Here is a 13,412-nt window from a genome sequence, read left to right as displayed (position 1 = left end):
TGGCATGCGGCACACACATTTTTTAATGCCTTTGGCACTTGTTAGCGCTATGGCAGCGGTACAACAAGCATATGCAGCTGATGATTTCGTTGTTAGAGATATTCGTGTAAACGGGTTGGTCCGTCTTACCCCTGCAAATGTTTATACCATGTTGCCAATCAACAGTGGCGATCGCGTTAATGAACCGATGATCGCCGAAGCAATTCGAACATTGTATGCCACTGGACTTTTTGATGATATTAAAGCATCAAAAGAAAATGATACTTTGGTTTTTAATGTTATTGAGCGCCCAATTATTTCAAAGCTTGAATTTAAGGGTAATAAACTTATTCCTAAAGAGGCTCTAGAACAAGGCCTCAAAAAAATGGGTATTGCTGAGGGTGAGGTTTTTAAGAAATCTGCTTTGCAAACCATTGAGACAGAATTAGAGCAACAATATACTCAACAAGGCCGTTATGATGCTGATGTTACAGTTGATACAGTTGCTCGCCCAAATAACCGCGTTGAATTAAAAATTAATTTTAATGAAGGAACGCCGGCAAAAGTCTTTGATATTAATGTAATTGGTAATACTGTTTTTAAAGACAGTGAAATTAAACAAGCATTTGCTGTTAAAGAAAGTGGTTGGGCTTCTGTAGTCACACGTAATGACCGCTATGCACGTGAAAAAATGGCTGCAAGCCTTGAAGCTTTACGTGCCATGTACCTTAACAAAGGCTATATTAATTTTAATATTAATAATTCCCAACTCAATATTAGTGAAGATAAAAAGCATATCTTTATTGAGGTTGGTGTTGATGAAGGTAGCCAATTTAAATTTGGTCAAACTAAATTCTTAGGTGATGCGCTTTATAAGCCTGAAGAATTACAAGCATTAAAAATTTATAAAGACGGTGATACCTATTCACAAGAAAAAGTAAATGCGGTTAAGCAATTACTTTTACGTAAGTATGGTAATGCAGGTTATTACTTTGCAGATGTAAATATTGTGCCGCAGATTAATAATGAAACTGGCGTTGTTGACTTAAATTATTATGTGAATCCAGGTCAACAAGTTACCGTACGTCGTATTAATTTTACTGGTAATAGCAAAACTTCTGATGAAGTATTACGTCGTGAAATGCGTCAGATGGAAGGTGCATTAGCGAGCAATGAAAAAATTGACTTATCTAAGGTTCGTTTAGAGCGTACAGGTTTCTTTAAAACAGTTGATATTAAACCTGCTCGTATTCCAAACTCTCCCGACCAAGTTGACTTAAACGTAAATGTTGAAGAACAACATTCAGGTACTACTACATTAGCGGTTGGTTATTCGCAAAGTGGTGGTATTACGTTCCAAGCAGGACTTAGTCAAACTAATTTTATGGGTACAGGTAACCGAGTAGCAATTGACTTATCTCGTTCTGAAACTCAAGACTATTACAACTTAAGTGTTACCGACCCTTACTTTACCATTGATGGGGTAAGCCGCGGTTATAACGTGTATTATCGTAAAACGAAGCTGAATGATGACTATAACGTTAACAACTATGTAACGGATAGTTTTGGTGGTAGTTTAAGTTTTGGTTACCCTATTGACGAAAATCAAAGTTTAAGTGCTTCGGTGGGCGTTGATAACACTAAAGTAACCACAGGCCCTTATGTTTCTACATATGTACGTGACTATTTGTTGGCAAATGGTGGAAAAACTACTTCAACAAGTACTTATTGTTTAGTAGATCTAGATGCTAGTGGGAAATGTCCTGATGGTCAAACTTCTGCTCCTTTTGGAAGCGCATTCGAAGGTGAGTTTTTTACTTATAACTTGAACTTGGGTTGGTCTTATAACACCTTAAATAGACCAATTTTCCCAACGTCAGGTATGTCTCATCGTGTAGGTCTTGAAATTGGTTTACCAGGTAGTGATGTTGATTATCAAAAAGTAACTTATGATACTCAAGCATTTTTCCCTATTGGTAGTACCGGCTTTGTACTTCGTGGTTATGGCAAGTTAGGTTATGGTAATGACTTACCATTCTATAAAAACTTCTATGCAGGCGGTTACGGTTCTGTTCGAGGCTATGACAACAGTACCCTGGGACCTAAATATCCAAGTGTAAATCTACAAGAAACTAAGCAAAATGATAGTTCTCCTGAAGAAGTAGGTGGTAATGCTCTTCTCCAATTTGGTACAGAGTTAGTTTTACCAATGCCATTTAAAGGTGACTGGACTCGCCAAGTACGCCCTGTTCTTTTTGCGGAAGGTGGTCAGGTTTTTGATACAAAATGTGATATCAACAATTCAGCTTATGGTAATAAAGGCATGATCATTAAAGGCCAGACTATTACGGATGTCAGAAAATATTGTGAAGATAATTATGGATTTGATTTAGGTAACTTACGTTATAGTGTGGGTGTTGGTGTAACCTGGATTACCATGATTGGTCCATTGTCACTTAGCTATGCATTCCCGTTAAATGATAAACCGGGTGATGAAACTAAAGAAATCCAGTTTGAAATTGGTCGTACTTTCTAAGTACGATCTTTTTGTATAACGAAATAAGGAAAGAGATTTACATGAATAAATTAAATAAATTAATGTTAGGGTTAGGCCTGACAGTGGCTTCTGTAGCAGCTAATGCAGCTGGTTATGGGGTAATTGATCTTGCTAAAGTTGTTGAAAGTAGTACTTATTTGAAACAGCAAAATGCAAGCTTAAACCAGTCTGTGAAACCAACTACAACTAAGCTTGAGCAATTAGGTAAAGAGTTAGAAGGGCTTCAACGTCAAGCGCAGACTCAAGGCCAAAAAATGAAAGAAGATGAGATTAAAAAATTACAATCTCAGTATCAATCGAAATTAAATGAGTTTAATTCAACACAGCAAGGCTTACAGTCAAGAGTTCAAACGAGCTTACAAAGTATGAATACAACTTTTGAGACTAGAGTTAAGCAAGCTGCTGAGCAATTACGAAAAGAAAATAATCTTGACTTTATTTTGAATAAAAATTCGACTGTTGCCTATGACGCTAAGTATGATTTAACTGATAAAATGATACAAAAGGTTAATTCAATGAAATAAATTAATGAAAGCGCAACAATATCGTTTAGATGAATTAGCTCACCTTGTTAAAGGTGAGCTAATTGGTGAAGGTAGTCTTCAATTTTCAAACTTGGCGAGTTTGGAAAATGCAGAGGTTAACCATCTTACTTTTGTGAATGGTGAGAAACATCTCGATCAAGCTAAAGTAAGTCGTGCGGGCGCTTACATTGTTACCGCAGCTTTAAAAGAACATCTTCCTGAAAAAGATAATTTTATTATTGTTGATAATCCCTATCTTGCGTTTGCAATCCTTACCCATGTATTTGATAAAAAGATTAGCTCAACAGGCATAGAAAGTACTGCCCAAATTCATCCATCTGCTGTTATTTCCGAAACTGCTTATATTGGTCACTATGTGGTTATTGGTGAAAATTGTGTAGTTGGCGATAATACCGTCATTCAGTCACATACCAAACTTGATGATAATGTAGAAGTTGGAAAAGACTGTTTTATTGATTCTCATGTCACTATTACAGGTGGTTCTAAATTACGAGATCGGGTGCGTATTCATTCAAGTACTGTCATTGGTGGAGAAGGTTTTGGTTTTGCTCCATATCAAGGAAAGTGGCATCGTATTGCTCAATTAGGTTCAGTTTTAATTGGAAATGATGTCCGAATTGGATCAAATTGTAGTATTGATAGAGGCGCACTTGATAATACAATTTTGGAAGATGGGGTTATTATTGATAACCTTGTGCAAATTGCACATAACGTCCATATTGGTTCAAATACTGCTATTGCAGCGAAGTGCGGTATTGCCGGAAGTACAAAAATTGGCAAAAACTGTATTCTAGCTGGGGCGTGTGGAGTGGCAGGACACCTTTCAATTGCTGATAATGTGACTTTGACTGGAATGTCAATGGTCACAAAAAATATTTCTGAAGCTGGAACTTACTCTTCGGGAACCGGATTATTTGAAAATAATCATTGGAAAAAGACGATTGTACGCTTGCGACAATTAGCAGATGTGCCATTGACCCAAATCACTAAACGACTTGATCATATACAAGCTCAAATAGAGTCTCTTGAATCAACTTTTAATTTGCGTAAATAGAATATTATGACCGAGTCTACTACACCTAAATTTGCCATCCCTGAATTACCAATGCAGATTCAAACGATTCGTCAATATTTGCCGCATCGTTACCCATTCTTATTGGTTGATCGTGTGACTGAAGTTACTGACAATAGTATTGTTGGTTATAAAAATGTTTCTATCAATGAAGAGTTCCTACAAGGGCATTTCCCAGAATATCCAATTATGCCTGGTGTTCTCATTGTTGAAGCATTAGCTCAAGTTTCAGGCGTTCTTGGTTTTATTATGAACAATGAAACGCCAAAACCAGGTTCATTATTTCTGTTTGCTGGTGCAGAAAGAGTTAGATTTAAAAAACAAGTAGTTGCAGGTGATCAACTTGTATTAAAATCTGAGTTGGTAATGCAGAAGCGCGGTATCTACAAATACAATTGTACAGCTAGCGTTGATGGCATTGTAGCAGCAACCGCTGAGATTATGATTTCACACCAAAAAACAGAGCAGGCATGAGCAATCACGATTTAATCCATTCTACCGCCATTATTGATCCATCTGCAGTGATTGCTTCAGATGTTCAAATAGGACCTTATTGTATTATTGGTCCTCAAGTGACTATTGGTGCTGGTACTAAATTACATTCTCATGTGGTTGTAGGTGGTTTTACCAGAATTGGCCAAAATAACGAAATCTTTCAATTTGCAAGTGTTGGCGAAGTTTGCCAAGACCTCAAATATAAAGGTGAAGAAACGTGGCTTGAAATTGGTAACAATAATCTAATTCGCGAACATTGCAGCTTACATAGAGGTACGGTACAAGATAATGCATTAACCAAGATAGGTAGTCATAACCTATTAATGGTAAATACACATATTGCACATGATTGTATCGTAGGTGACCATAATATCTTTGCTAATAATGTAGGTGTCGCTGGACATGTACATATTGGTGATCACGTTATTGTGGGTGGTAATTCTGGAATTCATCAATTCTGTAAGATCGATTCTTATAGCATGATTGGTGGGGCTTCTTTGATCCTTAAAGATGTTCCAGCCTATGTGATGGCGTCTGGTAACCCTGCACATGCGTTTGGTATAAATATTGAAGGTATGCGAAGAAAAGGTTGGTCTAAAAATACAATTCAAGGCTTAAGAGAAGCTTATAAATTGATATTTAAATCTGGATTAACTTCTGTTCAAGCTATTGACCAAATTAAAAGTGAAATTTTACCTTCAGTTCCAGAAGCTCAACTCTTGATTGATTCTCTTGAACAATCAGAGCGTGGAATTGTGCGCTAATCAAGAAGACATAAAAAAGACACTGTTTTAACAGTGTCTTTTTTTATAACTAAATTATTTGTTAAAGAATTTTGCTTCTTCAGACTTTGGATATTGGCTAAGTAACTTGTTCTTGTATTGATTTGCTGACACAGTATTCTTATCAACATCTTTAGCGATACTATAAAGTTGGTACAATGCTCGAGGTGCCTTACTTGAATTTGGGTACTGGTTAGCTACGACATTATAGTTTTTCTTTGCTTCATTATAATTTACTGGATCTGTCGCTAAATGAAACTCGGCTAACCAAAAATAAGCATTACCTGTATAGATACTATTAGGATGGTTTTTTATAAAGTGTTGCATTGGAGCAATTGCTTTTTTAGCACCGCCTTGTTTATACGCATCTAAAGCTACAGTATAAGCAGCTTTTTCTAATTCGAGGGAATTTGACTGGTTTTGCGCAGCAGCTGGTGCTGGTTGAGTAGTGGTTGTTGGTGCGCTAGGCTGCTGCTCAGAAGTTTGTGTGGCTGGTACTACAGCTACTTTATTACTCTCTGTGGTTTGAGGGGCTGGTGCACTAGCAGGAGTAGTGTTATCGGACGTTGCATTCGAACTATCGTCTTGTGTAGCACTGTCAGGGTCAACTTTTTGGTGTAATAATTCTAAACGTTGATCTAAATCGGTATATCGGTTTGCTAGATCTTTCTTTAATTGCTCAATATCATTAGCTTGTTCTTCAAGCTGACCTCTTAATGTACGAATATCATTTTCTAATTGTTGGTTTTTTTGCATCAATTCCCAGTTTAAATTTGTAGGAACTGAAATATTGCTTGAAGAAGTATTAGATGCACTACCATCATTTTGACTTAAACCACGAGACTCGATAGGGATATTTGCGTATAGAGAAGTGGTGCTCATTAAGGCAATAAATAATAAAGAATGCTTCTTCATTTGCATGTGTATAAATCCATAATTTTATATAAAAGCCACCTTGACACAGGAATATAAAAAACAATTCTCTAAATATCTAAGGTTTTTCATTGATCAATGCAATTAAAGCAGTTAACAGTTTAAATGCAAGGCTAGTTTACAATCTTCAAGCATATTTTATGCAAAATAAGAAAAGAGCATAAGCTCAAGAAATTACATTTTTGGGGTTTAAAGCTATTTTTGCTGAGGAATTAATCAATCGAAACAAAAACTTGCCGAAAAAGGCAGAGAAGGGTTGCAACTCTTTTAAAAATCTCTATACTTTGTTTTGCAATGGTAGCCCCGCTGGTGGCTTCGCAATTGTACTCTGTGAACCCCGCCAGGACCGGAAGGTAGCAACGGTAGCAGATCTATGATGTGCCGAAGTTTTGCTAGTGGGGTTGCCACCATTCTTTTAATCCAATTTTCTTTGGATTGCTTTTAAAATTACATCTAAATCAAATCCTCTATATTGTAAAAATCTGATCTGTTTTGCTTTAAGTTTTGGATCTTTCTCTACAGCTTCTCCAAATTTTTTAACTTTAAGTTGATAAGCCTGTTCTACCCAATCAATTTCTTGAATTTCATCTGCAATTAAATCATTTTCAATTTGTTTAGTTTTTAAAGCTTGTTGAATTCGTTTCGGTCCTTTACCTTTACGAATTTGGCTTGCTAGCATTTGCTCAGCAACACGTTGATCACTCTGGTAATTTTGTTCAGATAACTCCTTAACCAGTTGTTTTACTTCTTCTATATTTTGTGCATAACGAGCTAATTTCTCGATAAGCTCTGCTTTAGAGTAATCTCGGCGAGTGAGTAAAGCAAAAGCATATGAGCGTAAACGTTGGCCAGTAAGAGGAGGGCGCTGCTGAGATTGCTCATCGTTTCTTTTGAACATATAAAATTCCTTGTAAAAAACGCCCCGAAGGGCGTTTTATGACTCATGTATAATTACGATTCTAATAAAAGATCTGGCTCTTCTTCATCTTCAATTTGAACTGCACCATTTGTGCCTGTAGTCAGCAATTGTTCACGGATATTACGTTCAATTTCTTCAGCTATTTGAGTATTTTCTTCAAAATAGCGAATTACATTGTTTTTACCTTGACCAATTTTATTGCCTTGATATGAATACCATGCACCAGCTTTCTGTACGATGTCCTGTTGTACTGCTAAATCTACAAGTTCACCTAGTTGGTTAGTACCTTTACCGTATAGAATTTGGAAAATAGCTTCTTTAAACGGAGGAGCCATTTTGTTCTTAACGATTTTAACTTTAGTTTCTGAACCAACAATTTCATCGCCTTCTTTTACTTGACCGATACGACGAATATCTAAACGAACTGAAGCGTAGAATTTAAGAGCATTACCACCAGTGGTAGTTTCTGGGCTACCAAACATAACACCAATTTTCATACGAATCTGGTTAATGAAGATAACCATACAGTTTGAACGTTTAGCATTACCCGTAATTTTACGAAGTGCCTGGCTCATAAGACGCGCTTGTAGACCCATATGAGAGTCACCCATCTCACCTTCGATTTCTGCTTTAGGTGTAAGTGCAGCCACCGAGTCCACAACGATTAAATCAATTGCGCCTGAACGGACAAGCATGTCAGCAATTTCAAGTGCTTGCTCACCATTGTCGGGTTGTGAAACAAGTAGGTTATCAATATCTACACCAAGTTTGCGTGCATATTGAGGGTCTAGGGCGTGCTCAGCATCAATGAAGGCACATGTACCACCAGATTTTTGACATTGAGCAATTGCTTGTAATGTCATTGTGGTTTTACCAGAAGATTCAGGACCATAAATTTCGATAATACGGCCTTTTGGTAAACCACCAATCCCCAATGCGATGTCTAAAGTTAAAGAACCTGTAGATACGGCTTCAACTGCTTGAACAGTGTTATCACCAAGACGCATAACCGTATTTTTACCAAATTGCTTCTCAATTTGGCTCAAAGCGGCTTGTAATGCTTTGCTTTTATTCTCATCCATCTCAAAAACCTCAATACTCTATGTTCATCACGTTTAACCCAAGTGGATGCATTGAATCTCAACTTGTTTCACAGGGCTAATAGTGACAGATTTTTTCTCTAGCTTCTATATATTGTATATGTGAGTGCGACACAACTCGACGTTTTTATTCATCATTATAAGACCAGTGATCTTCATAATGTTGATCATTATCCTGTTTAAACCGATTGATTTGTCGCCGATCTTTCTTGCTTGGTCTATGGTCAGGTCGTGCTAGATTATGCAATTTTCGTTGGGAAGCAATCAACTCCCGTCTTGCAATACTTACTTCTGTTTCTTCATAAAGTTGTTGTGCAACAGGGGCCGGTCCTCGGGTATTGGAGAGCGCTTTAACAACAACTGTTTTTTTATCGAAACCTTGTTGAACTACGAGCTCCATACCGACACGAATCTCTTTAGAAACTTTTACACGTTCATTATTGTGATGTACTTTACCCCCTTCAATTGCAGCTTTAGCAATAGAACGGGTTTTAAAAAAACGTGCTGCCCACAACCATTTGTCGACACGCATGGTTTCTACAGCATCGTTTTCACGCAATTTTGACATCATTATCCTTTCTATCAATTTGATTCAAAATAGACAGTAGCTCTGTAAGCTGATCTAGAGCTTCATACTCTAAATCTTGTGGCTGTCTTTTACTCTTAAGACTTGAGGGCTGTAAGATAGTAAACAAGTGTCTTATACCAAATTTTTCTGCAGTTTTTAAAACAGGAAGAGTGTCATCTAAAAAAATAGTGCTTTCTGGCGCAAAATAATGCAAGCGTTGCAACTCTTGCCAGAATCGGATGTTTTCTTTTGCGTAACCAATTTGTTCGCTAGATACGATGACTTCAAAAAAATCTTGGATAGGAACGTTATCAAGTTTTAATTTTAGGCTTGCACAGTCAGCATTGGTGACTAACCAACATTGATAATCTTGTGCTTTTAAAGCGCTGAGCAGCTCCATGCATCCTGACCTCGCTTTAATTTTATGCTGAAATTCTTGCTGGAGCTTTAAAACATCCACGCCAGTTGTTTGTGTCCAGTAATTTGATGAGTACCAAGCAAGCGTATGTTTATGGCTGCGATAAAACTGGTTTAATATTTCTTGACTCTCAGTTAAAGATAGATGATGTGTTTCAGAATGTCTTTTAGGTAAGCATTCGTTCCAGATAAAGTCATCAAAAGCTAAATCTAGTAAAGTTCCATCCATGTCAAACAGCACTACCTTATTCATGTTGCGAACGCTCCAGCTTTAAATATACATGGAAGAAATTAGCCTAAGATTATAAACATTAAAGCCTCAAAAACAGATTGATTTGTTGTTATCTCATCATTTTAAAGTTCTAAAGATATTTTACTTTTGATATATTATTTCAATAACTAATGATAACGAGTGAATTAAAAAATGAAAAATTCTAATTTCTTTGTGGTTTTTATTGGTTCTATTTGTTTTGCGTTTAGTGCAAATACATTGGCACAAAATACAGCTGCAGTTTTTTCACCTAAAAGAGGTGTAGTCTGTGATAAATATATTTGTGCAGATAAAAAGGGCGTTTCCAAATCCTTAACTAATCAATATTTAGGTGCGAAAAAAGCAAAACAAGCTTTTTCATAAGGTGACTTTGATACATCTGCTTTTACTTTTTCTAATGGTGTATTTTGTGATACCACTACTAAATTGTGCCATATGAATAAATTTTTTGAAAATGGTCATAGAAGTAGAGTAGATAAAAAAATGACTGATAAAATTTTTAAAAATAGGTAGTTATATGAGTTGTAAATTAGTTTTTTGATAATTTTTTGCGTTTCTATACTTTATATGAAATTATCATTATTTAAATATTATTAAAAGTTGGAATAAAAGTGGGATTATATACAATTAGATATGGTTATCGTAACAACAGTTTTTTTATTGCTTCAAACACGGCTGGGCAGTTTATTGTGATTGATGCATTAGGAGCAGATTTCCAAATTGGTCATCAAATTTCTTATGAAGGGAGCAAAATAATAAACGAAACATTAAATGATGAAACGGATGCAAAAGTTCATCTTGAGAGCAACGAAAAAGAAGCTTATGAGTATTTACGGACAATGAAATAATCATCTCGTTATTTTGATTTACATAGGATACGTATTGGCAAACATTTTATAAATTGAACTCTACTTATTTAAAGTTATATTAAAAATCATTTGAATAACAATTTAGAGTAGGCGATGAAAATTGGATTTATTGGAGGAGCCAATGATGGCATAGTGATCAATGCTGCCAATGGTATTGATACTTATAAACTTGAATGGCATTACAAGGCTGAGAAGCATTGTGAAGAACAGCCATCATTAGGGCTAAATGGCCCTGAATATGACTATTACAATTTATTAATTTTGAGAAAAAATAAAGAGGCAAAACTTTTCTACGTTTTAACTACCATGGACAAAGAAGATATTGCGGATAAGATTAATGAGTATTGGGAGTATTCCACCTCTGTAGGTTATGACTTTGATGAGTAGCAACCATTTTAACTCATTGAAATATTTTATTTATATTACTATTTAACTGAATTATAACTCAAGTTTAGGATGATATATTTCATAAAGAACATGCTTTTGTAAGGCATGTTCATCTGGAAGCTTGGGATGATTAAAGTATTTAACTTTGCGCATTCCTAGTCTTTCCATCACGGCTTGAGATGGCTTATTCACTGTTGCTGTGAAAGAAACCACTTTATCTTTATTGAGAATATTAAAGGCATAGTCCAATGCTGCTTTTGCTCCTTCAGTGGCATAACCTTTTTTCCAGTGTTCTGTAGCAATTCTCCATCCAATTTCAATGCAGGGAGAAAAATCAAATTGTTCTGGTTGGTTGTGTAAGCCAATAAAGCCTATAAATTCTTGAGTTTCTTTTAATTCTACCGCCCAAAATCCCCAGCCATTTTCATCAATAAGAGCTGATATTCTTTGAATTAAACTTATACTTTCAGTAGCAGATAAAAGCTTTGGGAAAAAACGCATAACATCTTCGTCTAAACCCATTTTGATAAATGGCTCTGAATCAGACTCTTTCCATTGTCTTAAGATTAAACGTTCAGTTTCGATCATAGTAAAAATTCTTTAACGAGAGTTTTTTTAATTTTAGCTAAATATTCTACAGTGGCTTTTGTATAATTTTCTGTAAGATAATTTTTGAGTTAATGCTTACCACACCTTTAATTTTATTGAGTGTATTAATAACAAAATGAGAAAAAGAGTTTAGATCTTTAGTGGCAACGTGCAGTACATAATTAGATTCACCTGTAATGATATAAGCATTGATGACTTCATCAAAATTCTTGATTTGGCTTAAAAAAAAGTTGTGGTCATTTTCGGTGAGTTGAGCAAGTTTTATTTCAACTATCGCCTCAATTTTTATACCTAATTTTTCATAATTAACTTTTGCTTGATATTTTTCAATGATTCCGTTGGTTTCTAAAATTTTGACGCGTCTGTGACAAGCAGATGCTGAAAGATTAACAAGATCAGCAAGTTCTTGGTTACTTAAACGGGCATTGTCTTGTAAATACTTCAAAATTTTTAGATCGATCGCATCTACATTCATTTTCGAATTTCATCCATATTTTTTAATTTTAATTAGAATTTTATACGAAAATAGCTATTTTTGATCAAATATTATCGAATAAATCGTACAAATTGACGTGATAAAATTCAAATACAAAGGAAATGTAGAAATAGGTGCAATACCAAATGATTACTCGTGAACAGTGTTTGTATTGGGATCAGGAAGATGAACTCAAAAAATTTAAAGATGAATTTGCATTGCCAGAAGGCGTTATTTATTTAGATGGTAACTCTTTAGGTGCTAGACCAAAGAAATCTTTGGCTGTCGCTCAGCATATTATTTCCCAAGAATGGGGAGAAGATCTGATCAATAGCTGGAATAAGGCAGACTGGTGGGGGTTACCAACACGGCTGGGTGACAAAGTCGCTAAACTGATTGGTGCGGAACAAGGTGAAGTTGTTATTTCAGATTCAACTACACTGAACTTATTTAAAGTTTTATCTGCAGCGGTAAAAATTCAGGCTGATAAATTCCCTGAACACAAAATTATTGTGGCAGAAAAAGATGCTTTTCCAACAGATATTTACATTATTAAAGGTTTCATTGACTTAATTCAAAAGGGCTATCAGGTTGAATTAATTGATGGCGTAGAAGACTTATCTCGTGCTTTAGAGAAAGATGTTGCTGTAGTAGTACTTTCCCATGTGAATTACCGCACTGGTTATTTTTATGATATGGCATCTATTAATGAACAAATTCACTCTAAAGATGCTTTGGTGATTTGGGATTTATGCCACTCAGTCGGTGCGGTTCCTATGCACCTTAATCAAACTGATAGTGATTTTGCAATTGGTTGTACCTATAAATATTTAAATGGTGGCCCTGGTTCTCCTGCATTGCTCTGGGTCAATGAAAAGCACCGTGATCAGTTCTGGCAGCCTTTATCTGGTTGGTGGAGTCATAAAAAACCATTTGATATGGCACAGCATTATGAGCCAGCGAATAGTATCCGACGATATTTATGTGGGACTCAGCCGGTTATTTCTATGAGTCTGATTGAATGCGGAGTGGATATTTTCCTGCATGCTGATATGCAAAAAATCCGTGAGAAATCTTTGAAATTAACTGATTTATTTATTCAATTGGTACATCAAGAATGTTCTGAATTTGGATTTGAGTTAATTACGCCTTTAGATCATAAGCATCGTGGTAGTCATGTTAGTTATCGTCATGAATTCGGTTATGAAATTATTCAGGCACTTATTGCACGCGGTGTGATTGGTGATTATCGGGAACCTGCAGTCTTGAGATTTGGTATTACACCTTTGTATCTGGGCTTTGAAGATGTTTGGAATGCAGTACAGCACTTAAAAGAAACCATGCTGAATAGTGAATGGAAAAACAAGCAGTATTTAGTTCGCGGTGAAGTGACCTGATTTTAAGGAATCAAAATAAAACAAATGGCTAGGAGGG

15 protein-coding genes, 1 other RNA gene and 1 pseudogene are annotated in these 13,412 nt (G+C 35.8%); 10 read left to right on the top strand and 7 right to left on the bottom strand.

Annotated elements, in window-relative coordinates; genetic code table 11:
* Window positions 1-4 precede the first annotated feature (4 nt).
* From bamA to lpxA, 5 genes are read left to right on the top strand one after another with little or no spacing between them, the layout of a single operon-like run.
* Window positions 5-2,515, top strand: a complete 2,511-nt coding sequence (bamA, locus tag MKL62_RS04210; protein ID WP_005128497.1) for an outer membrane protein assembly factor BamA — start codon at window positions 5-7, stop codon at window positions 2,513-2,515.
* A 41-nt stretch (window positions 2,516-2,556) separates the two neighbouring features.
* Window positions 2,557-3,060, top strand: coding sequence for an OmpH/Skp family outer membrane protein (locus tag MKL62_RS04205; RefSeq protein ID WP_001037943.1), 504 nt, complete (start codon window positions 2,557-2,559; stop codon window positions 3,058-3,060).
* A 4-nt stretch (window positions 3,061-3,064) separates the two neighbouring features.
* A complete protein-coding gene (gene lpxD, locus MKL62_RS04200; protein ID WP_000647296.1) occupies window positions 3,065-4,135 on the top strand; it encodes a UDP-3-O-(3-hydroxymyristoyl)glucosamine N-acyltransferase in 1,071 nt (356 codons plus the stop codon).
* A gap of 6 nt (window positions 4,136-4,141) precedes the next feature.
* The gene (gene fabZ, locus MKL62_RS04195; RefSeq protein ID WP_000140523.1) at window positions 4,142-4,627 is read left to right on the top strand and encodes a 3-hydroxyacyl-ACP dehydratase FabZ; all 486 of its coding nucleotides are present in this window, start codon (window positions 4,142-4,144) and stop codon (window positions 4,625-4,627) included.
* Window positions 4,624-5,412 (top strand): acyl-ACP--UDP-N-acetylglucosamine O-acyltransferase, encoded by a 789-nt coding sequence (gene lpxA / locus MKL62_RS04190; protein WP_000064875.1) that lies wholly within the window; start codon window positions 4,624-4,626, stop codon window positions 5,410-5,412. The genes fabZ and lpxA overlap by 4 nt, the downstream gene beginning before the upstream one ends.
* 54 nt (window positions 5,413-5,466) lie before the next feature.
* Here lpxA and MKL62_RS04185 read toward each other — a convergent pair whose 3' ends face one another.
* The gene (locus MKL62_RS04185; protein ID WP_030423751.1) at window positions 5,467-6,351 is read right to left on the bottom strand and encodes a YbgF trimerization domain-containing protein; all 885 of its coding nucleotides are present in this window, start codon (window positions 6,349-6,351) and stop codon (window positions 5,467-5,469) included.
* A gap of 316 nt (window positions 6,352-6,667) precedes the next feature.
* Between MKL62_RS04185 and ffs the strand changes: the two genes are divergently transcribed.
* An RNA gene (ffs, locus tag MKL62_RS04180) (signal recognition particle sRNA small type) lies at window positions 6,668-6,764 on the top strand.
* Window positions 6,765-6,778: 14 nt separating this feature from the next.
* On the opposite strand, the gene MKL62_RS04175 is transcribed toward ffs, so the two are convergent.
* The 4 genes from MKL62_RS04175 to MKL62_RS04160 all read right to left on the bottom strand — a co-directional run bounded on the left by MKL62_RS04175 (window position 6,779) and on the right by MKL62_RS04160 (window position 9,620).
* Window positions 6,779-7,261 carry a regulatory protein RecX gene (locus tag MKL62_RS04175; RefSeq protein ID WP_005128499.1) on the bottom strand — a complete coding sequence of 161 codons (483 nt, stop codon included), beginning with the start codon at window positions 7,259-7,261 and terminating at the stop codon, window positions 6,779-6,781.
* A gap of 53 nt (window positions 7,262-7,314) precedes the next feature.
* Window positions 7,315-8,364, bottom strand: a complete 1,050-nt coding sequence (gene recA / locus MKL62_RS04170) for a recombinase RecA (protein ID WP_270899752.1) — start codon at window positions 8,362-8,364, stop codon at window positions 7,315-7,317.
* A gap of 145 nt (window positions 8,365-8,509) precedes the next feature.
* The gene (locus tag MKL62_RS04165) at window positions 8,510-8,950 is read right to left on the bottom strand and encodes an RNA-binding S4 domain-containing protein (RefSeq protein WP_000040963.1); all 441 of its coding nucleotides are present in this window, start codon (window positions 8,948-8,950) and stop codon (window positions 8,510-8,512) included.
* Window positions 8,934-9,620, bottom strand: coding sequence for an HAD-IA family hydrolase (locus tag MKL62_RS04160; protein ID WP_005128501.1), 687 nt, complete (start codon window positions 9,618-9,620; stop codon window positions 8,934-8,936). The genes MKL62_RS04165 and MKL62_RS04160 overlap by 17 nt, the downstream gene beginning before the upstream one ends.
* 171 nt (window positions 9,621-9,791) lie before the next feature.
* Here MKL62_RS04160 and MKL62_RS04155 point away from each other — a divergent pair.
* From MKL62_RS04155 to MKL62_RS04145, 3 genes and pseudogenes are all read left to right on the top strand, one after another.
* Window positions 9,792-10,151, top strand: a pseudogene (locus tag MKL62_RS04155) (YcgJ family protein).
* Window positions 10,152-10,249: 98 nt separating this feature from the next.
* Window positions 10,250-10,486 (top strand): hypothetical protein, encoded by a 237-nt coding sequence (locus tag MKL62_RS04150; RefSeq protein ID WP_000525041.1) that lies wholly within the window; start codon window positions 10,250-10,252, stop codon window positions 10,484-10,486.
* 114 nt (window positions 10,487-10,600) lie between these two features.
* Window positions 10,601-10,894, top strand: a complete 294-nt coding sequence (locus MKL62_RS04145) for a hypothetical protein (protein ID WP_000689660.1) — start codon at window positions 10,601-10,603, stop codon at window positions 10,892-10,894.
* A gap of 51 nt (window positions 10,895-10,945) precedes the next feature.
* Here the strand turns inward: MKL62_RS04145 and MKL62_RS04140 are convergent, their stop codons facing one another.
* Entirely contained in the window at window positions 10,946-11,482 is a 537-nt protein-coding gene (locus tag MKL62_RS04140) for a GNAT family N-acetyltransferase (protein WP_000573225.1), read from the bottom strand.
* 46 nt (window positions 11,483-11,528) lie between these two features.
* Entirely contained in the window at window positions 11,529-11,978 is a 450-nt protein-coding gene (gene gigD, locus MKL62_RS04135; RefSeq protein WP_001099948.1) for an Lrp/AsnC family transcriptional regulator GigD, read from the bottom strand.
* Window positions 11,979-12,124: 146 nt separating this feature from the next.
* Between gigD and kynU the strand changes: the two genes are divergently transcribed.
* Entirely contained in the window at window positions 12,125-13,375 is a 1,251-nt protein-coding gene (gene kynU, locus MKL62_RS04130; RefSeq protein ID WP_005128503.1) for a kynureninase, read from the top strand.
* Window positions 13,376-13,412: the final 37 nt, after the last annotated feature.

The sequence above is a fragment of the Acinetobacter sp. AOR01_HL genome (genome assembly GCF_027855455.1).
GTDB classification, from domain to species: Bacteria; Pseudomonadota; Gammaproteobacteria; order Pseudomonadales; family Moraxellaceae; genus Acinetobacter; species Acinetobacter baumannii.
Note: the sequence above shows the minus strand (reverse complement) of the source record. Positions and strands in the feature narration are given on the sequence as shown.